At 69.1% G+C, this 23,518-nt stretch carries 17 protein-coding genes and 2 tRNA genes; 12 read left to right on the top strand and 7 right to left on the bottom strand.

Annotated features, from left to right (window positions below; translation table 11 throughout):
• Positions 1-3: 3 nt before the first annotated feature.
• Positions 4-1,242 (bottom strand): NRAMP family divalent metal transporter, encoded by a 1,239-nt coding sequence (locus FIU88_RS14270; RefSeq protein WP_152479656.1) that lies wholly within the window; start codon positions 1,240-1,242, stop codon positions 4-6.
• A 264-nt stretch (positions 1,243-1,506) separates the two neighbouring features.
• Between FIU88_RS14270 and FIU88_RS14265 the strand changes: the two genes are divergently transcribed.
• Positions 1,507-2,178, top strand: coding sequence for a GntR family transcriptional regulator (locus FIU88_RS14265; RefSeq protein WP_016853597.1), 672 nt, complete (start codon positions 1,507-1,509; stop codon positions 2,176-2,178).
• A gap of 15 nt (positions 2,179-2,193) precedes the next feature.
• Here FIU88_RS14265 and FIU88_RS14260 read toward each other — a convergent pair whose 3' ends face one another.
• Positions 2,194-3,003 (bottom strand): acyl-CoA thioesterase II, encoded by an 810-nt coding sequence (locus tag FIU88_RS14260; protein WP_152479655.1) that lies wholly within the window; start codon positions 3,001-3,003, stop codon positions 2,194-2,196.
• A 90-nt stretch (positions 3,004-3,093) separates the two neighbouring features.
• On the opposite strand from FIU88_RS14260, the gene tadA reads away from it, so the two are divergent.
• A complete protein-coding gene (gene tadA / locus FIU88_RS14255) occupies positions 3,094-3,567 on the top strand; it encodes a tRNA adenosine(34) deaminase TadA (RefSeq protein ID WP_016853599.1) in 474 nt (157 codons plus the stop codon).
• A gap of 12 nt (positions 3,568-3,579) precedes the next feature.
• Here tadA and FIU88_RS14250 read toward each other — a convergent pair whose 3' ends face one another.
• Positions 3,580-5,544 (bottom strand): diguanylate cyclase, encoded by a 1,965-nt coding sequence (locus FIU88_RS14250; protein WP_152479654.1) that lies wholly within the window; start codon positions 5,542-5,544, stop codon positions 3,580-3,582.
• A gap of 9 nt (positions 5,545-5,553) precedes the next feature.
• Positions 5,554-7,017: a membrane-bound lytic murein transglycosylase MltF gene (gene mltF / locus FIU88_RS14245; protein WP_152479653.1), complete on the bottom strand. Its 1,464-nt coding sequence runs from the start codon at positions 7,015-7,017 to the stop codon at positions 5,554-5,556.
• A 165-nt stretch (positions 7,018-7,182) separates the two neighbouring features.
• Here mltF and purL point away from each other — a divergent pair, with 165 nt between their 5' ends.
• Positions 7,183-11,106, top strand: coding sequence for a phosphoribosylformylglycinamidine synthase (gene purL / locus FIU88_RS14240; RefSeq protein ID WP_016853602.1), 3,924 nt, complete (start codon positions 7,183-7,185; stop codon positions 11,104-11,106).
• Between the two features lie 71 nt (positions 11,107-11,177).
• Here the strand turns inward: purL and FIU88_RS14235 are convergent, their stop codons facing one another.
• Positions 11,178-11,390 carry a hypothetical protein gene (locus FIU88_RS14235; RefSeq protein WP_016853603.1) on the bottom strand — a complete coding sequence of 71 codons (213 nt, stop codon included), beginning with the start codon at positions 11,388-11,390 and terminating at the stop codon, positions 11,178-11,180.
• A gap of 154 nt (positions 11,391-11,544) precedes the next feature.
• On the opposite strand from FIU88_RS14235, the gene FIU88_RS14230 reads away from it, so the two are divergent.
• The 7 genes from FIU88_RS14230 to nadA all read left to right on the top strand — a co-directional run bounded on the left by FIU88_RS14230 (position 11,545) and on the right by nadA (position 17,822).
• Positions 11,545-13,338, top strand: coding sequence for a DEAD/DEAH box helicase (locus FIU88_RS14230; RefSeq protein WP_152479652.1), 1,794 nt, complete (start codon positions 11,545-11,547; stop codon positions 13,336-13,338).
• A gap of 194 nt (positions 13,339-13,532) precedes the next feature.
• Positions 13,533-14,420: a ScpA family protein gene (locus tag FIU88_RS14225; protein WP_051008796.1), complete on the top strand. Its 888-nt coding sequence runs from the start codon at positions 13,533-13,535 to the stop codon at positions 14,418-14,420.
• The gene (gene scpB, locus FIU88_RS14220; protein WP_016853606.1) at positions 14,417-15,328 is read left to right on the top strand and encodes an SMC-Scp complex subunit ScpB; all 912 of its coding nucleotides are present in this window, start codon (positions 14,417-14,419) and stop codon (positions 15,326-15,328) included. The genes FIU88_RS14225 and scpB overlap by 4 nt, the downstream gene beginning before the upstream one ends.
• Positions 15,328-16,182: a 23S rRNA pseudouridine(2605) synthase RluB gene (gene rluB / locus FIU88_RS14215; protein ID WP_016853607.1), complete on the top strand. Its 855-nt coding sequence runs from the start codon at positions 15,328-15,330 to the stop codon at positions 16,180-16,182. The genes scpB and rluB overlap by 1 nt, the downstream gene beginning before the upstream one ends.
• Positions 16,183-16,320: 138 nt before the next feature.
• Positions 16,321-16,396: transfer RNA gene (locus tag FIU88_RS14210), tRNA-Lys, on the top strand.
• A gap of 42 nt (positions 16,397-16,438) precedes the next feature.
• Positions 16,439-16,514 (top strand) — tRNA-Lys (locus tag FIU88_RS14205).
• Between the two features lie 279 nt (positions 16,515-16,793).
• Positions 16,794-17,822 carry a quinolinate synthase NadA gene (gene nadA, locus FIU88_RS14200; RefSeq protein WP_026068263.1) on the top strand — a complete coding sequence of 343 codons (1,029 nt, stop codon included), beginning with the start codon at positions 16,794-16,796 and terminating at the stop codon, positions 17,820-17,822.
• A 72-nt stretch (positions 17,823-17,894) separates the two neighbouring features.
• Here nadA and FIU88_RS14195 read toward each other — a convergent pair whose 3' ends face one another.
• Entirely contained in the window at positions 17,895-18,806 is a 912-nt protein-coding gene (locus tag FIU88_RS14195) for a LysR substrate-binding domain-containing protein (protein ID WP_152479651.1), read from the bottom strand.
• 109 nt (positions 18,807-18,915) lie between these two features.
• On the opposite strand from FIU88_RS14195, the gene FIU88_RS14190 reads away from it, so the two are divergent.
• Both FIU88_RS14190 and FIU88_RS14185 read left to right on the top strand, forming a co-directional pair.
• Positions 18,916-20,175, top strand: coding sequence for a Xaa-Pro peptidase family protein (locus FIU88_RS14190; RefSeq protein ID WP_152479650.1), 1,260 nt, complete (start codon positions 18,916-18,918; stop codon positions 20,173-20,175).
• A gap of 76 nt (positions 20,176-20,251) precedes the next feature.
• Entirely contained in the window at positions 20,252-21,847 is a 1,596-nt protein-coding gene (locus FIU88_RS14185; RefSeq protein WP_253742570.1) for a BCCT family transporter, read from the top strand.
• An 89-nt stretch (positions 21,848-21,936) separates the two neighbouring features.
• Here the strand turns inward: FIU88_RS14185 and FIU88_RS14180 are convergent, their stop codons facing one another.
• The gene (locus FIU88_RS14180; protein WP_152479649.1) at positions 21,937-23,448 is read right to left on the bottom strand and encodes a M48 family metalloprotease; all 1,512 of its coding nucleotides are present in this window, start codon (positions 23,446-23,448) and stop codon (positions 21,937-21,939) included.
• Positions 23,449-23,518 lie beyond the last annotated feature (70 nt).

Below are 23,518 nucleotides of genomic sequence, written 5' to 3'. Positions count from 1 at the left end.
CGATCAGGTCGCCGGCGACAGGAAGGCGAAGATGGGGCCGATGGACTGATAGCCCATGTACCAGGTCAGGGCGCAGACCGCGGTACCGGAGACCAGCAGCCAGCGCGGGTAGCGGTGGCCGTGCATGAGGTCGCTGCGACGCCAGGCCACGTACAGGAAGAGCGTCAGGCCGATCGGCAGGACCAGGCCGTTGAAGCCGCCGGCGAAGATCAGCAGGGCGGCTGGCGGCGTGCCCAGCGACAGGAAGACGAGCAGCGAGGCGCCGATGAACACCAGGGTGGCGCGATTGCGCGCCGGCTCGCCGATGCTCGGGCGGAAGGCGCTCAGGAAGGTCATGCAGGTATAGGAGGCGCCGATGACGCTGGTGATGCCGGCGGCCCACAGGATCAGGCCGAAGGCGCGCAGGCCGAGCTCGCCCGCCGCCGCTTGAAAGGCCTGGGCCGCCGGGTTGGCGTTCTGCCCGGAGACGTCGATGATCACGCCGCTGGCGACCACGCCGAGGATGGCCAGGAACAGGATGTAGCGCATCACGCCGGTGACCAGGATGCCGCGCAGGGCCGCCCGGGAGACGGTCTCGACGTTCTCCGCGCCGCCCAGGCCGCGGTCCAGGATGCGGTGCGCCCCGGCATAGGTGATGTAACCGCCGACGGTGCCGCCCACGATGGTGGTGATGGTGGCGAAGTTGATGGTGTCCGGCAGCACGGTCTGGCGCAGGGCCTCGCCGATCGGCGGCTGGGAGGCCAGCGCCACGAACACCGTCATGGCCAGCATCACTACCCCAAGCACGATGATGATGCGGTCGATGGCGATGCCGGCACGGCGCGACGAGAAGATGCCCACCGCGACCAGCGCGCTGATCAGGCCGCCCCACTGGGTATCGAGCCCCATCAGGGCGTTGAGCCCGAGCCCGGCGCCGGCGATGTTGCCGACGTTGAAGGTCAGGCCGCTCACGATGATCAGCACCGCGAGCAGGTAGCCGCTGCCGGGCAGCGCGGCATGGGCGACTTCCGGTGCGCGCAGGCCGGTGACGGTGACCACCCGCCAGATGTTCAGCTGCACGACCAGGTCGATCACGATCGAGGCCAGGATGCCGAAGGCGAAGGCGGCCCCCATCAGCGAGGTGAAGGTGGCGGTCTGGGTGATGAAGCCGGGGCCGACGGCGGAGGTGGCCATCAGGAAGATGGCGCCGATCAGCGAGGCCCGCCGGGAGCGGACGAACCCGGCATCGGTTGCACTAGCCATGTAGAGGAACTCCAGGATGGGGATTGTTATGGCTCGTCGAGGCAAGTTGCATGCCATGTTCCGACGATTTCTTTGTTTTGTAGCCTATGGTTGGTGTGATTGTTCAACAATAGAGATGTTGTCCATGACGGGATATGCGACTTGTGTCTCATGTTGGGGCGACATCCGGGGGCAATGCGCCAAGAGGGTGCGTCGTGCGAGCTTGTCGTATGGGGGCGTAACCGCGAACATGAGCGGCAAAGGCGACGATCGGGACGGGCAGGCATGAACAGGCAAGGAGTAGAGGGCAGGGGCCGGGCGCTGGGAGAAACCGTCGGCGACGAGATACGTCGCCTGCTGGTGGAGGGCGAGCTGGTGCCGGGGCAGCGGCTGTCCGAGAGCGCCCTGGGGGAGCGGCTGGGCGTGTCACGCAATACGCTGCGCGAGGCGTTTCGCGGTCTGGCGCACGAGGGGCTGGTGACGCATCGCCCCAACCGTGGCGTCTTCGTGACCACGCCGAGCCTGGCCTCGCTGGTCGACATCTATCGGCTACGGCGCTTTATCGAGTGTCAGGCGCTGAGGGAGGCCGTGCCGGGCCATCCGGCGGGGCAGCGGATGCGCACGGCCATCGAGCAGGCCCGTGACGGCCGCGAGCGGCAGGACTGGCAGGCGGTGGGATCGTCCAACATGGCCTTTCATGCCGCGATCGTGTCGCTGGCCGACAGCCCGCGGCTGGATGCCTTCTTCCGCCAGGTTTCGGCGGAGCTGCGCTTGGCCTTCGGCATGCTGAGCGACCAGGAGTGGCTTCACGGTCCCTACGTCGAGCGGAACCTGCACGTCCTGGAGGCCTTCGAGGGCGGCGATCCGGCGCAGGCGGCGACGCTGCTCGAGCAGTATCTGTCACAGTCGGAGCGCACGCTGCTGGCGGCCTACGCTCGTGACAATCCTGCCGACTGAGGGCGGCGCGGGCGTTCACTCATCCAGCCGGGTCAGGCCTTCCTGAGTGCTGGAGGCGACCAGGCGGCCCTGGCGGTCGTAGATGCTGCCGCGAGTGAAGGCGCGGGCGCCGCCGGCCCAGGGGCTGTCCATGTCGTAGAGCAGCCAGTCGTTGACCCTGACGTCGCGATGGAACCACAGCGAGTGGTCGAGGCTGGCGATGCGCAGGTCGGGGTCGCCGAAGCGCTTGCCGTGGGGCACCAGCGCGGTGGTCAGCAGGTGGAAATCCGAGCTGTAGGCGAGCAGGTAGCGGTGCAGCGCCGGATCGTCCGGCAGCTCGCCGGCGAGGCGGAACCACAGCCGCTTGCGCGCCGGACGACCGGGAACGGCGTCCTCCTCGACGTGGCAGAACTCGATGGGATGGCCGGGAAAGCGCTCGTGCAGGTTGGCCCGGTCGAGCGCATCCGGGGAGGGCACCTCGGGCATCGTCGGCTGGTGGTCGAGGCCGTGGTCCTGGCCGTGGAAGGAGGCGCTGCAGAAGAAGATCGGCCGGCCCTTCTGGATGGCGGTGATGCGGCGGGTGGTGAAGCTGCGGCCGTCGCGCACCGCGTCGACCTGATAGACCACCGGGCGGCTGGCGTCGCCGGGGCGCAGGAAATAGCCGTGCAGCGAGTGCACCCGCCGGCTGTCATCCACCGTGTGGGTGGCGGCGGAGAGCGCCTGGCCGAGGACCTGGCCGCCGAACAGCTGGGGCAGGCCCAGGTCCTGGCTGCGGCCGCGGAACAGGTTTTCTTCCAGGGGCTCGAGGCGCAGCAGGTCGACCAGATCGTTCAGGGCGTCGCTCATTCCGGGTATCCTCCATGGGCCACGGCATCCGCACATGCCGGGCAGTCATACGAATGTTTCATTGTCAGTAGTCTACGGGAGTCGGCGGCCATGCGCAGTGACGAGTTCTACATGCATCGCGCCCTCGAGCAGGCGCGGCTGGCCGGGGAGGCCGGCGAGGTGCCGGTGGGCGCGGTGGTGGTGGACGCCGAAGGCGAGATCGTGGGCCGTGGCTACAACGCGCCGGTGGCCGGCCACGATCCCAGCGCCCACGCCGAGATCCGCGCCCTGCGCGATGCCGGGGCGCGCCTCGGCAACTACCGTCTCGACGGCTGCACCCTGTTCGTGACCCTGGAACCCTGCCTGATGTGTACCGGGGCGATCATCCACGCGCGGCTGGCGCGGGTGGTCTACGGCGCCGCCGAACCGCGCACCGGCATGGTCGAATCGAAGGCCAACCTGTTCGCCCAGCCCTGGTACAACCACCGGGTGGCGGTGGAGGGCGGCGTGCTGGCCGCCCGGGTCTCGAAGCTGCTGAAGGCCTTCTTCGCCGAGCGTCGCTCGGCCGCCTCCGACGATCGCTGAGCCCGCGGTGCGTCAGCTCGACGGGTCGTGTGGCCCGGCGGCGAGCTCGATCCGGTCGCGCCCCAGCGACTTGGCCCGGTAGAGCGCGTCGTCGGCGGCCTGCAGCAGCTCGTCGGGCTCCAGCGCCCCCTCTTCCAGGGTGGCGATGCCGATGCTCAGCGTCAGCGGCGCGCCGTCCTGGTGGGGCAGCCGAGCCTCGGCGAGGGCTTCCTGCAGGCGTCTCGCCGCCGCTTCCGCGTCTTCCACGCTCGAGCCGGGCAGGCAGGCCACGAACTCCTCGCCGCCGAACCGGGCGAAGGTGCCGCCCACGGCGTCGAACGCCTCCTGCCCCAGGCGGCCCAGCTCGGCCAGGTAGCGATCGCCCACCAGGTGGCCGAGGCGGTCGTTGATCAGCTTGAAGTGATCGATATCGCACAGCAGCACGCTCAGCGGGCGGATGCCGGCATGCTCCTCCAGCACCTGCATGAAGCGGCGACGGTTGGGCAGCCGGGTGAGCTCGTCGTGGGTGGCGAGCCACTCGACTTCCCGCTGCAGCCGGGCGCGGTTGCGGACCTCGCGGCGCAGCTCGCGATTGGAGCGGCGAGTCTCGTGGTGCTGCCTCTGGAGATGACGGCGGGCGAACAGGGCGAGGTAGAGCAGATAGGCCAGCGTCAGCCCGACCGCCAGCGTGACCACGGGCAGGCGTGAGCGCCGGGCCAGCAGGGTATCGAGGCCGGGGCGGGTGACCAGCGTCAGCGATAGCTCGTCGAGCATCAGCGGCGCCGCATGATGCCAGGGGCCGGTCCGCCGGGCGGGCCCCTGGTAGGCGAGCAGCCGCTCGCCGTCGAGCAGCGTCAGGGCGGCGGTGTCGGGCGTGACCTGGCGGAACAGGGTGTCCGCCAGGTCACGCAGGCCGATCACCACGCCCACCGCTCCCCGGATACGGCCGTCGCGGGCCCGGGTCACCGGCAGGTAGTGGATCATGCCGGGCTGGCCCTGCAGCAGCTCGATGACGCCGGTCTGCCCGATCACGCCGCCGTGCAGGGCCCTCTCCAGCACCTCGCGTCCCTCCGGCTGGGCCTCGAACAGCCGGGTGCCGAGCAGCGCCGTGTTGTCGGGGGGCGGGTGGACGCGCAGGATGCGGCTCTGCGGGTCGATGAAGGCGATGTTGAGCAGATACGGGAAGTCGCGGTGATACAGCTCGGCCTGGTAGGCCCACTGGTCGGCCGATGGCGGGCCGTTCATCCAGTGCCACGAGGCGGCGAAGCGGCGCATGGCGGCCAGATGGTCGTCGATCTCGGCCGACAGCCGATGCGCCAGCCGCTGTCCCAGATCGGCGATCTCCTGCTGCTGCCGACGCTCGGTGGCCTGATGCTGTTGATACCACAGCGTCAGCGTCAGCGCCGCCAGCAGCAGCGAGGGCCACAGGGCGCGCAGGATGCTGTGGCGCGAGGTGCGCCAGCCGCCGAGGCTATCGACCAGCTGGGCGAGCAGCAGGCAGGCCTGAGCGGCCAGCATGGCACCGCCGGCGCTCAGGGCCAGCGGCCCCGGAGACGGATGCGGCATGAGCAGCTGGGCGAGCAGCGCCAGGCCGGCGGTGCCCATCAGCAGCGGGGCGCCGAGGTTGGCCCGGGTGCGGGTCAGCAGGCTGAGATTGAGCAGGCTCAGGCACATCAGCGTCAGCAGCGGAGGGCGCCAGTCGTCCACGTGACTGCCCGCGACCAGATGTTCCGCCCAGCGGTTCCAGCCGGCCTGGGAGACCCAGTCCTCCGGCAGCAGGTAGCTGCACAGGCCGAGGGCGAGCCAGGCCAGCGCCGGCCACGCCGCCAGCCGCACCAGGCGCAGGCGCCGCAGATGCCAGGCCAGCTGGCCGGCGGCGGTCAGGCCGATGAGAATCAGGTTCGCGCCGGTGCCGGGAGAAGCGGCCGGCAGCAGGCCGGCCAGCGCCACCAGCGGGGCGACGGCGGACAGCGGCAGGGCGCCGAGCCGGTGTTTCATGAACGGCCCTCAGCCGCTCGGCGGCACGCGGTTGAAGCGGGTGTCGTCCGCGGGCAGGGGGTGGCGGGCGCTGAGGCGATGAAACTGCTGACGGCTACGGTCCACATAGGTGAGGATCTCGTGGTAGCGGCGAATGTTGCGAACGTAGATGACCGGCTCGCCGCCCCTGGCATAGCCGTAGCGGGTCTTGCTGAACCATTCGCGTTCCTGCAGCAGGGGCAAGGCATCGCGCACGTCTTCCCAGGCATCGGGATCGCCGCCGCGCGTCTCGGCGATGCGGCGGGCGTCGTAGAGGTGGCCCAGGCCCACGTTGTAGGCGGCCAGGGCCATGAACAAGCGGTCCTCCCCGGTTATCGACTCGGGCAGCCGATCCTTTAGCGAGCGCAGGTAGCGCGCGCCGCCGTCGATGCTCTGAGCCGGGTCGAGCCGGTTCGACACGTTCATCTCGGCGGCGGTGGCGTTGGTCAGCATCATCAGGCCGCGCACCCCAGTGGGGGAGGTGGCCTGAGGGCGCCAGTGGGATTCCTGGTAGCCCACCGCGGCCAGCAGCTTCCAGTCGAAGCCGCTTTGCCGGGCGGCCTCGCGGAACAGCGTGTCGTACTCGGGCAGCCGTTCGTGGACATGGCCGATGAAGGTCCGTGCGCCGACGTACTCCAGATAGTCGTCGCGGCCCAGGTAGCGGGTCTCGAGGCGGGCCAGCAGGCCGCTGTCCTGCAGCGTCGCGAGGAAACGGTTGGCCTCGCGCAGCAGGCCGAGCCCGCGCTCGCTGGGGAAGGCCCAGGCCAGCGACAGCGGGCGCCCCAGCCGGAACCCGTCCTCCACCTCGGGGAAGAACAGCCGGTTGAGGCGGAACTGGCGCTCGAAGACCACGGCGGCGTCCAGGGTGCCGTCGCTCACCCGGCCGAGCAGCGCCGAGACCTCGATATCATCGGCCTCCTGCCAGCCCAGCCAGGGGTGCTCGGCCTGCAGTTCGCGCATCACCCGATCGGTGCCGGTATTGCTCAGGGTGCCGATCGAAAGCCCCTCGAGGTCGGCGATCTCGGCGGGCGGCGGCAGGCCGCGCCGATACACCAGCAGCGGCTGCAGCGGCATGATCGGCCGGCTGTACATCAGCCCGTCGCGGGTCGGGTCCAGCGGCAGGGCGGCGGCGCCGAGATCGCCCTCGCGGCGCACCGCCTCGAGGGCCTCGGCGATGTTGTGATCGGCATCCAGGTTGAGGCTGACGCCCAGATAGTCGGCGAAGCGGCGCATCAGCTCGTATTCGAAGCCGGTCGGCCCCTGACGGCCCTCGTAGTAGGTCGTGGGGGTGTTGCGGGTCTGGATGTTGAGGAAGTCACGCGCCCGCACGTCCTCGAGCTGAGCCTCGGAGGCGCGGTGGGGGCGATCGGTGATCAGGCCGAGCCCCAGCAGCGCGCACAGGGTCGCGTAGTGGCGCCGCCGCCGGCGCAGATGGTCGAGCAAGGATGCCAGCATAGTGATGTCGGGATGCGATGGGTGATGTCACCTTACCCAGCGCCTCGGAAGCTGTCATCCACGCCGATTTCTCGCCGCCCGCGCTTTCCAGTATCATGTGCGCTCATTGCCGCCGGCCGCGGCCCCGTCTTTACTGCATTCTGCTTGTTTCAGAGGCCCCAGGATATGCTCGAACTGCGTGGCGCGCCCGCCCTCTCCGCCTTCCGTCATGCCAAGCTGCTCGAAGCGCTGCACGCCGTGGCTCCACAGGTCGAGGCGCTCGGCGCCGACTACGTGCACTTCGTCGACCACGACGGCGAGCTGGAGGACGACGACCGCCGCCTGCTCGAGCGCCTGCTCGACTACGGCCCGGCCCACGATACCGGCGACCTTGGCGAGGGGCGCCTGTTCCTGGTGGTACCCCGCATCGGCACCCAGTCGCCCTGGTCCTCGAAGGCCACCGACATCGCCCGCAACTGCGGCCTGAGCCAGATCCGTCGCCTCGAGCGCGGCATCGCCTACCGGGTGCGCTTCGCCGGCGAGCTCTCCGAGGAGGCCTATGAGGCGGTGCTCGCGGCGCTCCACGACCGCATGACCGAGACGGTGCTGTTCGACGCCTCCGATGCCGCCAGGCTGTTCGCCCACCACGAGCCGGCGCCGCTCGGTCAGGTGGACATCCTCGGCGGCGGCCGCCCGGCGCTGGAGGAGGCCAACGTCGAACTGGGCCTGGCGCTGGCCGAGGACGAGATCGACTACCTGTGCGAGGCCTTCGAGGGCCTGGGCCGCAACCCGGCCGACGTCGAGCTGATGATGTTCGCCCAGGCCAACTCCGAGCACTGCCGCCACAAGATCTTCAACGCCGACTGGGTGGTGGATGGCGAGGCGCAGCCGCGCTCGCTGTTCAAGATGATCAAGAACACCTTTGAAGCCTCGCCGGACGACATCCTCTCGGCCTACAGCGACAACGCCGCGGTGATCCGCGGCAGCCGGGCCGGCCGCTTCTTCGCCGCGCCGCTGACCGGCGACGCCGCCGAGCGCGCCGTCTACGCCGCCCATCAGGAGCCGGTCAACATCCTGATGAAGGTGGAGACCCACAACCACCCGACGGCCATCGCGCCGCACCCGGGCGCGGCCACCGGCGCCGGCGGCGAGATCCGCGACGAGGGCGCCACCGGCATCGGCGGCAAGCCCAAGGCGGGCCTGACCGGCTTCACCGTCTCCAACCTGCGCATCCCCGAGTTCGTGCAGCCCTGGGAGGCCTTCGATTACGGCAAGCCCGAGCGCATCGTCAACGCCCTCGAGATCATGCTCGAGGGGCCGATCGGCGGCGCCGCCTTCAACAACGAGTTCGGCCGCCCCAACCTGACCGGCTACTTCCGCAGCTACGAGCAGGACGCCATGGGCGCCAACGGCGTCGAGCGTCGCGGCTTCCACAAGCCGATCATGATCGCCGGCGGCTACGGCAACATCCGCGAGGACCACGTCCAGAAGGGCGAGATCCCGGTCGGCGGCAAGCTGATCGTGATGGGCGGGCCGTCGATGCTGATCGGCCTAGGCGGCGGCGCGGCCTCCTCCATGGCCTCCGGTGCCTCCAGCGCCGACCTGGACTTCGCCTCCGTGCAGCGCGACAACCCCGAGATCGAGCGTCGCGTGCAGGAAGTGATCGACCGCTGCTGGTCGCTGGGCGACGACAACCCGATCTGCTTCATCCACGACGTGGGCGCCGGCGGCCTGTCCAACGCCCTGCCGGAGCTGGTCAAGGACGGCGACCGCGGCGGCCGCTTCGAGCTGCGCGAGGTGCCCAACGCCGAGCCGGGCATGAGCCCGCTGGAGATCTGGTGCAACGAGGCCCAGGAGCGCTACGTGCTCGCCGTGGCCCCGGAGAACCTCGCCGCCTTCGATGCCCTGTGCCAGCGCGAGCGCTGCCCCTACGCCGTGGTCGGCGAGGCCACCGAGGCGCATCATCTGGAGGTCCGCGACGGCCACTTCGACACCAGGCCGGTCGACCTGCCGATGAGCGTGCTGTTCGGCAAGCCGCCCAAGATGACCCGCGAGTTCCGCCGCGAGAGCCGCGAGATGCCGGGCATCATGCTCGACAACCTCGACCTGCGCGAGGCCATGGACCGGGTGCTGCGCCTGCCCACCGTGGCCTCCAAGAACTTCCTGATCACCATCGGCGACCGCTCGATCACCGGCCAGGTGGCCCGCGACCAGATGGTCGGCCCGTGGCAGGTGCCGGTCGCCGACGTGGCGGTGACCACCGCCACCTTCGATACCCATGCCGGCGAAGCCATGGCCATGGGCGAGCGTCCGCCGGTGGCGCTGATCGATCCGGCGGCCAGTGCTCGCCTGGCGGTGGCCGAGACCATCACCAACCTGGCCGCCGCGCCGATCGCCAAGCTCGGCGACATCAAGCTCTCCGCCAACTGGATGAGTGCGGCCAGCCACCCGGGCGAGAACCAGGCGCTGTATGACGCCGTTCACGCCGTGGGCATGGAGCTGTGCCCGGCGCTGGGCATCGCCGTGCCGGTGGGCAAGGACTCCATGTCCATGCGCACCGCCTGGCAGGACGAGGAGGGCGAGGAGAAGAGCATCACCTCGCCGCTGACCCTGGTGAGCACCGGCTTCGCCCCGGTCACCGACGCCATGAAGACGCTGACCCCGCAGATCGACCTGACCCAGGACGAGTCCGACCTGATCCTGATCGATCTCGGCGGCGGCCAGAACCGCCTCGGCGGCTCGGCGCTGGCCCAGGTCTACGGCCAGGTCGGCGACGAGTGCCCGGACCTGGACGACCCCGAGGACCTCAAGGCGTTCTTCACCGTGATCCAGGGCCTCAACGCCGACGGCAAGCTCTTGGCCTACCACGACCGCAGCGATGGCGGCCTGCTGGTGACCCTGCTGGAGATGGCCTTCGCCGCCCACGCCGGCCTCGAGATCAAGCTCGACTGGCTGATCGACGAGCCCGCCGATGCCTTCAACGCGCTGTTCGCCGAGGAGCTCGGCGCGGTGATCCAGGTGCCGCGCGAGCACACCGAGGAAGTGCTGGCGCAGTTCGCCGGCGCCGGCCTCGAGAGCTGCGGCGTGATCGCCCGGCCGCGCTACGACGACCAGGTCCGCGTGACCCTGTTCGAGGAGCCGCTGCTCGAGACCACCCGGCTGCTGGCCCAGCGCACCTGGAGCGAGACCAGCTATCGCATGCAGTCGCTGCGCGACAACGCCGAGTGCGCCAAGAGCGAGTTCGACGGCCTGCTCGACGGCCGCGACCCGGGCCTCTCCGCCCAGCCGAGCTTCGATGTCGACGAGGACATCGCCGCGCCGTTCGTGAACACCGCCAGGCCGGCGGTGGCGGTGCTGCGCGAGCAGGGCGTCAACGGCCACCTGGAGATGGCCTGGTCGTTCGACAACGCCGGCTTCGAGGCCGTCGACGTGCACATGAGCGATATCCTCGAGGGGCGCGTCGGCCTGGAGGAGTTCAAGGGCCTGGTGGCCTGCGGCGGCTTCTCCTACGGCGACGTGCTGGGCGCCGGCGGCGGCTGGGCCAAGTCGGTGCTGTTCAACGAGCGCGCCCGCGAGCAGTTCGCCGGCTTCTTCGGCCGCGACGACAGCTTCGCCCTGGGCGTGTGCAACGGCTGCCAGATGCTGTCCCAGCTCAAGGAGCTGATCCCCGGCGCCGAGGCCTGGCCGCGCTTCGTGCGCAACGAGTCCGAGCAGTTCGAGGCCCGCGTGGCCATGGTGCGCGTCGAGGAGAGCCCGTCGATCCTGCTCTCCGGCATGGAAGGCTCGCTGCTGCCGATCGCCGTGGCCCACGGCGAGGGCCGCGCCGAGTTCCGCGACAGCGCGCACCTGCGCGGCATGCAGGGCTCCAGCCAGGTGGCGCTGCGCTACGTGGACAACTACGGCCAGGTGACCACCCGCTATCCGGCCAACCCCAACGGCTCGCCCTCCGGCATCACCGGCCTGACCACGCCCGACGGCCGCGTCACCGCCATGATGCCGCACCCGGAGCGCGTGGTGCGCGCGGTGACCAACTCCTGGCGCCCGGCCGAGTGGACCCAGGACGGCGCCTGGATGCGCCTGTTCCGCAACGCCCGTCGCTGGCTGGGCTGATGTCCCGCCGCTAGACGCAAGACGCCCGGGCCACTGGCCCGGGCGTCTTCATTGCCAGGCGAGATATCGCGTCAGGACGCCTTGTCGTCCGACTCCTCGTTCTCCTTCAGGTGCGCCTCCACGTCGTCGAGCAGGTGGCGGAACTGGGCCTGCAGGTAGTCATAGCGGCCGAAGTCGTGACCGCAGTCGTCGCAGTAGACGTGATACTGGTCCTGACGCCCCGGCGGCAGGCGCTTGACGCGGCTGCCGCACTTCGGGCACTCGGGACTGGTCTTCACTTGCATGGGCGACTCTCCTGTGTCGAATCGGGGCGATGATGTGCCTCATAGATAGCATGGCAGAGCCTGGCGTGGTCAAGTCTCACGCTGCAACGACGTTTGCGCTGACGCGTTGCGGCGCGCTCGTTAAGATGGCGCCTTCATCGTCGAGAGGCCCGTCATGACCGAAACCGCCCCGCCCAGCCTGCGCCCCTACCAGCGGCAGGCGGTCAGCCGCGTGGTCGAGCACTTCCGCGCCGGCGACGACCCCGCCGTGGTGGTGCTGCCCACCGGCAGCGGCAAGTCGCTGGTGATCGCCGAGCTGGCCCGCCTGGCCCGCGGCCGGGTGCTGGTGCTGGCCCACGTGCGTGAGCTGGTCGAGCAGAACCACGCCAAGTATCAGGCCTATGGGCTCGAGGCCGATATCTTCAGCGCCGGCCTGGGGCGCAAGGAAACCGCGCGCCAGGTGGTGTTCGGCTCGGTGCAGTCGGTGGTGAGGAACCTGGACAGCTTCGACGACGATGCCTTCACGCTGCTGGTGATCGACGAGTGCCACCGGGTGTCGCTGGACGAGGATTCCAGCTATCGGCGGGTCATCGCCCACCTGCGCGAGCGCAATCCGCGGCTCAAGGTGCTGGGCCTGACCGCCACGCCGTACCGGCTGGGCCAGGGCTTCCTCTATCACCGCCACTATCACGGCATGGTGCGCGGCGGCGACGACTGCTTCTTCCGCGACTGCGTGTTCGAGCAGCCGCTGCGGCTGATGGTCAAGCAGGGCTATCTGGCCGAGCCGCGGCTGGTCGATGCCGCCGTCGAGCGCTACGACTTCTCGGCCCTCGAGCCCGGCAGCGGCGGCCTGTTCCAGGAGGCGGAGCTGAACCGGGTGGCGGCCGGCAATCGGGCGACGCCGGCGATCCTCGAGGAGGTGATCGGCCACGCCGCCGAGCGCGCCGGGGTGATGCTGTTCGCCGCCACCGTGGCCCACGCCGAGGAGGTCCTCGGCTATCTGCCCGCCGACGAGGCGGCGCTGATCACCGGCGCCACGCCGGCCGCCGAGCGCGAGGCGATCATCGCCGCCTTTAAGGCCCGCGCGCTCAAGTACCTGGTCAACGTGGCGGTGCTGACCACCGGCTTCGATGCGCCCCACGTGGACCTGATCGCGATCCTGCGGCCCACCGAGTCGGTGGGGCTCTACCAGCAGATCGTCGGGCGCGGCCTGCGCCTGGCGCCGGGCAAGCGCGACTGCCTGATCCTCGACTACGCCGGCAATCCCTGGGATCTCTATGCCCCCGAGGTCGGCAGCCCCAAGCCGGCCGGCGACACCGAGCCGGTGCAGGTCGAGTGCCCGCAGTGTGGCCACGCCAACCTGTTCTGGGGCCGGCTCGACGGCGAGATCGTCATCGAGCACTTCGGCCGCCGCTGCCAGGGCCTGGTGGAGGAAGAGGGTGGGGATGGCGCGGCGTCGGGCGCCGGCAAGAGGCGGCAGTGCAGCTTCCGCTTCCGCTTCAAGGTCTGCGATCAGTGCGGCGCCGAGAACGACACCGCGGCGCGGCGCTGCCACGGCTGCGAGGCGCTGCTGGTGGACGCCGACGACAAGCTGCGCGAGGCGCTGAAGCTGCGCGATGCCCGGGTGCTGCGGGTCTCGGGCATGCAGCTCGAGGCCACCGTCAACGGCCGTGGCCTGCCGCGGCTCAAGGTCGTCTATCACGACGAGGACGGCGCCACCCTGGCCGAATGGTTCGCCCTGGAGACGCCGGCCCAGCGCGGCGCCTTCGCCGCGGCCTTCCTGCGCGAGCACCTGCGTGCCCCCGGCACGCGCTGGTCGCCGACCACGCCGGAGGAGGTGGTCGCCGAGCAGCACCGGCTGCGCGCCCCGGACTTCGTGATCGGCCGCAAGGCCGGCCGCCACTGGCAGGTGCGGCGCAAGCTGTTCGACTACACCGGCCGCTATCGCCTCGCCGCCGAGGCGGGATGAGTCACGGCTTACCCTGATCCTCGCCGCTTGGTAGACTGTGCGGTCGATCATTCGCCGCCCCACCAGCTACCGGAGGCCTGCCCCGCGTGAGCGAGACGCCCCCGTCCACCGAGACACCCGACGACGCCCCGGGGTCCCCCGCCGACCCGACCGTCGCCGAGGGCGCCGGGGCGGGCGACGCCGAGCAGCAGGCGATCAGCCAGAGCGCCGCGGTGCTGGGCCGGCTGTTCGACGAGCCGATCACCGAGCTGCCGGAGGATCTGTATATCCCGCCGGAGGCGCTCAAGGTCTTCCTCGAGGCCTTCGAGGGGCCGCTCGACCTGCTGCTGTACCTGATCCGGCGCCAGAACCTGGACATCCTGGCCATCGACGTGGCCGCCATCACCCACCAGTACATCGAGTACGTGGAGCTGATGAAGGCCATGGAGATCGAGCTGGCCGGCGAGTACCTGCTGATGGCAGCGATGCTGGCCGAGATCAAGTCGCGCACCCTGCTGCCCAAGCCGCCGAAGGAAGGGGGCGACGAGGACGAGGAGGATCCGCGCGCCGAGCTGATCCGCCGCCTGCAGGAGTACGAGCGGCTCAAGAACGCCGCCGAGGCGCTGGCCGAGCTGCCGCGGCTGGGCCGCGACTGGTTCCCGGCCCGGGCGGCGCTGCCGCCGCTGGAGAGCCGGGTGGTGCATCCCGACGTCGAGCTCGACGAACTGCTCGGCGCCCTGGCCGGCATCCTGCGCCGCGCCGAGCTCAACCAGGCGCACCAGGTCAGCCGCGAGACGCTCTCCACCCGGGAGCGCATGCTGGCGATAATGGAACTGCTCGACTTCGAGCGCTACACCGCCTTCGAGGCGCTGTTCACCCTCGAGGAGGGCCGCGCCGGCGTGGTGGTGACCTTCATGGCGATCCTCGAGCTGGCCAAGGAGTCGATGATCGAGATCGTGCAGAACGCCCCGCTGTCGCCGATCCACGTGCGCGCCCGGGGCGGCCCGCAGGACGACGAGGCGCAGGACGCCTACGCTGACGACGAGCCAGAAGGGGAGAGCCCCTTCGCGGATGACGACGACCAAGGGAGCGAGTCGCCATGACCGCCATGGAAATCCCCGATGCCCTGGACGAGATCCTCGAGGCCGCGCTGCTCGCCGCCGGCGAGCCGCTCTCGCTGGAGCGGCTGGAGAACCTGTTCGACGACCACGAGCTGCCGCCCCGGCGCGCCCTGCGCGAGGCCCTGGGGCGCCTCGAGACGCGCCACCAGCGCGGCGCCATGGAGCTGCTGGAAACCGCCTCGGGCTACCAGCTGCGCATCCGGCCGCGGCTCTCGAGCTGGGTCTCGCGGCTGTGGGACGAGCGCCCGCAGCGCTACTCCCGGGCGCTGCTGGAGACCCTGGCGCTGATCGCCTATCGCCAGCCGGTGACCCGCGGCGACATCGAGGAGGTGCGCGGCGTCACCGTCAGCGGCCAGATCATGCGCACCCTGGTCGAGCGCGGCTGGGTGCGGGTGGTGGGGCATCGTGACGTGCCGGGGCGCCCGGCGGTCTATGCCACCACCCGCAGCTTCCTCGACGACTTCGGCCTCAAGACCCTCGACGAGCTGCCGCCGATGCACGAGCTCAAGGGCTTCGAGGAGGCGGAGCAGACCCTCGAGGACACGCCGCCGCCGCCCCAGCACGACCTGCTGGCCCAGGCGGACGAGCCCGTCGACGAGGGCGACGAACGGGAAAAACCCCACGAGGAGGTGGCGGAAACGGACGATCGGACCGACACTGCCACCCGCGACGACACCCGTGAAGAGACGACCGCCGCCGAGGCCACCGCGCCTGCGGCCGGCGAGACGACGGCCGGGACGGCCGACGATGACCACGCCGGGACGGCGTCCGAGCGGACAGGCCTGAGCTTCGCCGATCTCGAGGCCCGCCTGTCCGAACGTGCCCGGGGCCGCGTCGACGATGACGCTGCCCCGGGGGCGGAATCCACTACCAGCGAGACAGACGACTGATGAGCACCACCACCGAGAAACTGCAGAAGGTCCTGGCCCGGGCCGGCATGGGCTCGCGCCGCGAGATGGAAGCGGCCATCGCCGACGGCCGGGTCAAGGTCAACGGCCAGGTGGCGACCCTGGGCGATCGCATCGAGCCCCGCGACAAGGTCGCCCTCGATGATCGCCCGGTCACCCTGCGCGCCGCCGAGGAGGTGCCGCGGCGCGTGATCATGTACAACAAGCCGGAAGGCGAGCTGTGCACCCGCAAGGACCCGGAAGGGCGGCGCACCGTGTTCGACCGCCTGCCGCGCCTCAAGGGCGAGCGCTGGATCGCCATCGGCCGCCTCGACATCAACACCAGCGGCCTGCTGCTGTTCACCACCGACGGCGAGCTGGCCAACCGGCTGATGCATCCCTCGACCCAGATCGAGCGCGAGTACGCCGTGCGCGTGATGGGCGACGTGCAGCAGTCCCACGTCACGGCGATGGTCGAGGGCGTGATGCTCGACGACGGACCGGCACGCTTCACCGACGTGCAGGAGTTCGGCGGCGAGGGCATCAACACCTGGTTCCACGTGGTGATCATGGAGGGCCGCAACCGCGAGGTGCGCCGCCTGTGGGAATCCCAGGGGCTGACCGTCAGCCGCCTCAAGCGCGTGCGCTACGGCAACATCTTCCTCGACAAGCGGGCCAAGGCCAGTGAGTGGGTCGAGCTCTCCCAGGAGGAGATCGACGACCTCGCCGGCATGGCCGGCCTGCCGGCGCGCAAGGTGCCGGAGCTGACGCCGGACGAGAAGAACCGCTGGAGCCGCGACAAGCACAAGCGTCGTCCGGTGCAGGCGATGCGCAAGCCCAAGTCGCGTCGTCAGTAAGGCGCGCATAACGAGGAAGGCTCGCCGGCGAACGGCGCCGCGGGCCTTCCCGCGCCGGCAGGCGAGAAAATTCGCCTGAAGGTGAAAAAGCGCTTGCCATGCCGGGGGCATATCCGTATTATCTGCACCCGTTCGGAAGGGTCGTTAGCTCAGTTGGTAGAGCAGTTGGCTTTTAACCAATTGGTCGTAGGTTCGAATCCTACACGACCCACCAACCGAACCTGGATTCATGGCGACTGAGCCGCCATGCATCAACGGGTCGTTAGCTCAGTTGGTAGAGCAGTTGGCTTTTAACCAATTGGTCGTAGGTTCGAATCCTACACGACCCACCAGATTCGACGCCCCTGCCTCCCCGAGGCAGGGGCGTTTTTCGTGCGCGCCCGGAAATCGGTGCCGCTTGCAAGCGGGACGGGACGACGTCATGCTCCACGCTTGTTCTTTCGTCTTGCAGGACGCGTGTTCGGCGCGGTTTCCGGCTAGAATGAAAGCGGGTTGGCCAGGGCGGAAGACGCCGCGGCTGGCCCACGGTGTGTCGCGGCGTGCGGAGCGCACGCGTGTCGGCACCTGGTGCAATGCAGGGGGAGCCCCTGCCGGTCACAGTGGTAGACACGATGACGATCATGACTTCCCGTGCCGAGCTGCGTGAGCAGCTGGCGCGTACCTATTGCCCCACGCGCATTCCCGCCGAGGACGAGGCCCGCATCGAGGAGATCAAGCGTCTGCTCGAGGCCAACAACGCCGTCCTGGTGGCTCACTACTACACCGATGACGCCATCCAGCAGCTGGCCGAGGAAACCGGCGGCTGCGTGGCGGACTCCCTCGAGATGGCTCGCTTCGGCGCTCGCCATCCGGCCGACACCCTGGTGGTGGCCGGCGTGCGCTTCATGGGCGAGACGGCCAAGATCCTGTCGCCGGAGAAGCGCGTGCTGATGCCGACGCTCGAGGCGACCTGCTCGCTGGACGTGGGTTGCCCGGCCGACGAGTTCAGCGCCTTCTGCGACCAGCATCCCGATCGCACCGTGGTGGTCTACGCCAACACCTCGGCGGCGGTGAAGGCCCGTGCCGACTGGGTGGTGACCTCGTCGATCGCGGTCGAGGTGATCGAGCATCTCCAGGCCCGCGGCGAGAAGATCCTGTGGGCGCCGGACAAGCACCTCGGCGGCTACATCCAGAAGCAGACCGGCGCCGACATGCTGCTGTGGGACGGTGCCTGCATCGTCCACGAGGAGTTCAAGGCCAAGGGCGTCGAGGACCTCAAGGGCCTGTACCCGGACGCCGCGGTGCTGGTGCACCCCGAGTCGCCGTCCACGGTGGTCGAGCTGGCCGACGTGGCGGGCTCCACCTCCCAGCTGATCAAGGCCGCCAAGGAGCTGCCCAACGAGGAGCTGATCGTGGCCACCGACCGCGGCATCTTCTTCAAGATGCAGCAGGCGGTGCCCGAGAAGACCCTGTTCGAGGCGCCCACCGCCGGCAACGGTGCCACCTGTCGCAGCTGCGCCCACTGCCCGTGGATGGCGATGAACGCCCTGGACAACCTGGCCGGCGCGCTGCGCGAGGGCACTGGCGAGATCCAGGTCGGCGACGAGCTGCGCCGGGCCGCGCTCAAGCCGCTGACGCGGATGCTCGAGTTCAACGCCTGACCGGGCCCGCTCTGTCTGGCACCCAAGAGCCCGCGACCGTGTCGCGGGCTCTTCGCGTTTGAGGGGGAGGCGTCACTCGCGGGTGTCCAGCAGCCAGTCGTGCAGCCTGGCCACCGGCTGGGTCGGCGCGTGGTTCAGGTTGAGCCCCAGCCAGTAGTGGCGTCCCGTGCGCAGGCCGATCTCACCGAGGCGCTCGAGGCGTCCCTCCCCGAGCCGGGCATCGATCTGATGACGGGTGCCCAGCGCGACGCCCTGCCCCTGTTCGGCGGCCTCGATCAGTGCGGCGTAGTGGCTGTAATGCGCACTAGGCGTCAACCAGTCGGTGTCGGCCCCCAGCCCCTCCAGCCAGCGTCGCCAGTCCACCCAGTTCGGTTCGATGCGATCGAAGTCCAGCAAGGCATGATCGCGCAGCGCCGACACGCTATCGAGCCTGCGGCCGTGGAGGTCCAGATAGCCCGGGGAGGCCACCGGGAAGAGCTCCTCGGCGAACAGCGGCGTCAGCTGCCAACCGTCATGCTCCCGCACGTCATACAGCACGGCCAGGTCGACCTCGTCGCCGAGCAGCTCCGAGGTGATGTCCGAGGTGAGCAGCCGGATGTTGCCGCCCGGGTCGTCGTGTGCCCGGTCGAAGCGGCGCATCGCGGGCCCCAGCCACAGCTGAGACATGGCCGTGTTGGCCGACAGCACGATGCCCCGAGGCGGCGTGGCGGCGCTGACCGCCTCGACGGCCTCGCAGAGGAACTGCAGGGAGGCCCCGACCTTGGTCTGCAGGTAGTGGCCGTCACCGGTGAGGGCGACCCGACGGCCGTTGCGCACGAACAGCGACACGCCGAGGTGGTGCTCCAGCTCCTTGATCTGCTTGCTGACGGCGGCCTGGGTGACGTGCAGTTCCTGGGCCGCCAGGGTGAAGTTCAGATGCCGGGCGGCGGCTTCGAAGATCAGGAGGCCGTTCAGCGGAGGGAGGCGGTGTCGAAAGCTCTTCATAACCTCAGGTTGTCAAAAAGGGTGAAAAAGGACGGCATATACAGGATCAGGGGAGGTTCCTAGACTCTTTCTCGTTCGAATTCCCCCTTCCTCGACGAGAGATATTCCCATGGCAGACATCGATTGGCATGCCGAACGGCAGGGCCTCGAGCCTCTGGAACTGCTGGACGCCGCCCCGGAAAGTCAGGGCATCAGGCTGAAGGAAGTGCGCCTGTATCGCCTCCAGCGTGTGCGTGAGCAGATGGCTCGGCATCGGGTCGATGCCTTGATCGTGTCCGATCCCGTCAATATCCGCTACGCCACCGGTGCACGCAACATGCAGGTGTTTTCGGCGCGCAATACGCCGGCTCGGTACCTGCTGTTGACCCAGGATCGTTCCATCCTCTTCGAATTCACCGGCTGCGAGCATCTGGCCGCCGGCCTGGAGACCATCGATGAGGTGCGCCCGGCGATGACCGCGAGCTTCGTCGCCGCGGGTGACGACATCGCGTCTCGTGAGGTGCGGTGGGCGACGATGATGGCCGATGAGATCCGCCGCCTGGTGGGAGCCTCGCCGCGGGTGGGCATGGAGCGCATGAATGCCGGAACGGCCATCGCCATGTCGCGGCAGGGCGTCGAGGTGGTCGATGCCCAGCAACCCCTGGAGCTGGCCCGCGCCATCAAGTCGTCGGAAGAGCTCAAGTGTGTGGTCGCCTCGCTTCGCGCCACGGAGCGGGCGGTGCACAAGCTGCGTGATGCCATCCGTCCGGGGATCACAGAGAACGCCCTGTGGTCGGTGCTGCATCAGTCGGTGATCGAGGAAAACGGTGACTATTGCGAGACACGGCTGCTGAATTCCGGGGCGCGCACAAACCCCTGGTTCCAGGAGACGGCGACCAAGCGCCTGGCAGCCAACGAGCTGGTCGCTCTGGATACCGACGTGGTGGGGTGTCACGGCTACTATTCCGATTTCTCCCGAACCTTCCACGTCGGCCCGGACCGTCCCAGTGCGACGCAGCGCGAGCTGTATCGGCTGGCCCATGAGCAGGTACACCACAATCTCGGCATCCTCGAGCCCGGCATGACGTTCCGGGAATACTCCGAGAAGGCCTGGAACATTCCCGCCAAGTATCACGCCAACCGCTATTACCTGTCGGCCCACGGCTGCGGCATGACGGGGGAGTTCCCGTATCTGTACCACCATCACGACTATCAGGATGCCGGCTATGACGGCGTCATCGAGCCCGGAATGGTCCTCTGTGTCGAGAGTTACATCGGTGCCGAAGGCGGTCACGAAGGCGTCAAGCTCGAAGAGCAGGTCGTGGTGACGAATACCGGCATCGAGCTTTTGACCCAGTTTCCCTTCGAGACCGACCTGCTCGGTGAGTAAGGCAGCTTGTTTGGCCCTAGAGGAGATGACGTATTTTTTGCCTTAACCCCATCCCTAACACCAAGAGGTTCCCTGCATGAAGCCAACAATAACAATCGACAGATGCCCCGAGGGCATCTACCGAGGACTGAATCTCCCCGTCACCCTGATCAGCAAGCTCGTGGTGGCCGCCCTGGTCGTTTTCGCCGTGGCATTTCCCGACCAGGCCGTCGGCGTTCTTGGCTCCCTCAATGCGGCGATGCTGTCGTCTTTCAATGCCTACTATATCTATGCCGTCGGGCTGATGCTCTTGTTCTGCCTGATCGTAGGCTTCGGGCCTTGGGGAAGCATTCGCCTGGGGGCCCCGGAAGATCGCCCTGAATTTTCCCGCTTTGCCTGGTTTTCGATGATGTTCGGGGCCGGCATGGGCATCGGGCTCTTGTTCTACTCCATCGGCGAGCCGCTGTCGCATTTCCAGCAGAACCCGGCGCTGATCGAGGAGGGCATTGCCCCGCAGAGTGCCGAAGCCGTATTGAGCTCCATTCGCTATACCTTCCTCCATTGGGGGCTTCATGGGTGGGCGATCTACACCACTGCCGGGCTCGCCATGGCCTTCTTCGCCTACCGCATGGGGCTGCCGTTGACGATTCGCTCGACGCTGTCGCCGCTGTTCGGCGATCGCCTCAATGGTGTGCTGGGGCACCTGATCGACATCATTGCCGTCGTGGCCACCACGCTGGGCATCGCCACGACCATGGGGGCCGGCGTGAGCCAGCTGGTGTCCGGGGTCGAATTCGTGACCGGCATCGACAGCCTGGTCGGCCCTGACGGGGCCCCGGGAGCCCTCCCCTTGATGATCACCCTGCTGGTGGTGATGAGCCTGTCGACGCTGTCGGCGGTCACCGGCGTCAAGCGCGGTGTCAACTGGCTCAGCCAGTTCAACATGGCGCTCTCCATGGTCTTGCTGGCGGTGTTCGTGGCGTTCGGTGCCACCGGCTTCGCCTTCCACCTGATGGGAGAGAGCCTGTTCGACTATCTGGCAGCGCTCCCCGAGATGAGCGTCGAGATATGGCCGGTGACATCCGATCTCGGCCAATGGCAGGTGGACTGGACCATCCTCCAGCGAGCCTGGTTCATCGCCTTCGCACCGTTCGTCGGCCTGTTCCTGGCGCGCATCTCGCGAGGCAGGACCCTGCGTGAATTCGTGCTGGGCTGCGTCGTGGTGCCGAGCCTGATGTGCTTCGTCTGGATCCTCTTCCTGGGCGGGACCAGCCTGCAGCTCGAGGTCTCCGGGGTGGCCGGCGGGCAAGTGATCGAAGCCGTCAACAACAATATCGCCTCGGTGCTGTTCGTCACCATCGACTTCCTGAACCTTTGGGGGCTCGAAACCGCGATCGTGATCATGTCCGTGCTGCTGATCATCACCTACCTGGTGACGTCTGCCGATTCCGGTGTGCTGGTGCTCAACACCATCATGGCGGGAGGAGACAGCGAGCCGGCACCGCGCCATCGGGTGATCTGGGGCGTGCTGATGACGCTGGTGGTCGGCTCCTTGCTCCTGGCGGGTGGCCTGTCGGCGATCCAGAAGGCCATGCTGATCGCGTCGTTGCCCTTCTCGGCACTGATGCTGCTGATGTGCGTCTCCATGCTCAAGGCCCTGCTCGGCGGCCAGGCTCGGCACGCACCGGCCTGACGGGGCATGAACCCTTGGCCGCCGGTTCGACGGTGGCCTTCCCCGTAAGACCTTCCGCCTCATCGATGGAGGCATCGCCAGGCCCCGGCCTAGCGAAACGTCTCCATCGTCTCCCGGTAGCGGACGAAGGCCTCGCGGCGCTGCTCGATGCGCGCCAGGGTATTCGGGTCGCCCTCGTTCTTGGCGATGTCGCTCGCGACCTCCAGCTGTTCGATGCCGCGGTCGATGCGGCCGGTCAGCTGCAGCTGTTCGGCCCGGGCGAGATGCCCCCAGGCGCGGTGGCCGCTGCGTCCGGCGGCCTCGGCCAGCAGGGTGAAGACCTGGGGATTCTCCGGCTGGCGGGCGGCCAGTTCGCGCAGCACGCGATAGGCCTCGCCGGGATCGCGTTGCAGCAGCGCCTCGCCCAGCAGCAGGCTTGCCGGCGCGTAGCCGGGCATCAGCCGCAGCTGGTGGCGGCTGCGGCGGATGGCATTGTCGATCCGGCCGGCGTCGAGGGCGACCTGGGCGGCCGTGGCCGGCAGCAGTGCCAGGTCCGGCAGCTGCGCGGCCAGGGCCTCGAGGGTGGAGAGCGCCGCGTCGGTCCTGCCTTCCTGGGCGTCGATCAGCGCCGTGACGTAGCGCCGGGCCGCGCGTGGCGCGTCGTCACGCTGCAGCCGCGTCAGCGCCTGTCGAGGCGCCTGGTCGTGGATGGCGAGCAGGGCCCGGGCGCGGACCATCTGGTATTCGGTGTCATCGCGGCGGTTGCCCCCGGCCGGCAGCTGGGCGACCCGCGCCTGGGCGTCGCTGATGCGCGACTCGGAGACCGGATGCGTGAGCAGGAATTCCGGCGGATGTCCGCCCTGCAGGGCGGCCATTTGCTGCATGGCGCGGAACATCTCGACCATGGCCTGCGGATCGTAGCCCGCGTTGGCCAGCGTCTGCAGGCCCAGGCGGTCGGCCTCGCGTTCGAAGCGTCGCGAGTAGGCGAGCTGGTCCTGGAACAGCGCGGCCTGGGAGCCCATGGCGGCGGCGATGCCGGCGTCACCGCCGCCGCCGGCGGCGAGCAGCATGCCGGCGAGCATGGCGGCCATGGCCGGCAGGCGGGTCTGCTCGGCGCGCCGCTGGCCGCGGGCGTAGTGGTTCTGCGAGAGATGGCCGAGCTCGTGGGCCAGCACCGAGGCCAGCGGCCCCTCGCCCTGGGCGAAGGCGAACAGCCCGGCATTGACGCCGATCACCCCGCCGGGCACGGCGAAGGCGTTGAGCCGCTCGCTGGCCACCAGGGTGATGACCGGATCGACGCCGCCGACCCGGCTGTAAGGCAGCAGGCGTGCCACCAGCGAGGCCAGGTAGTGCTCGGCGAGCGGATCCTGCCACAGCGGGGCGTGGGCGCGGAACTGGCGCAGCCAGGCGCGGCCGAGTCGCGTTTCCTCGCCGCTGACCGCCTGAGTGTCGCGTTGGGTCAGGCTCGGCAGCTCGAAGGTCGGCGATTCGTCGAGGGTCGAGGGGGTGGTGGCCCGGTCCGGCAGCTCGAGCGACAGCGTTTGGCCGGCGGCCGGGGCGCTCAGTGCCAGACTCAGGGCGATCGCGGTCAGGCGGGGCAGGGGGCGACGCAGCATGGCCATCCTCGGTCGTCGGGCGCACGCTCGGGCGCGCGGGGCTGTTCCCTCCGACATTGATTCAGCGGGGAAAGTG

The organism is Halomonas sp. THAF12 (genome assembly GCF_009363675.1).
Lineage (GTDB): Bacteria > Pseudomonadota > Gammaproteobacteria > Pseudomonadales > Halomonadaceae > Halomonas > Halomonas smyrnensis.
Note: the sequence above shows the minus strand (reverse complement) of the source record. Positions and strands in the feature narration are given on the sequence as shown.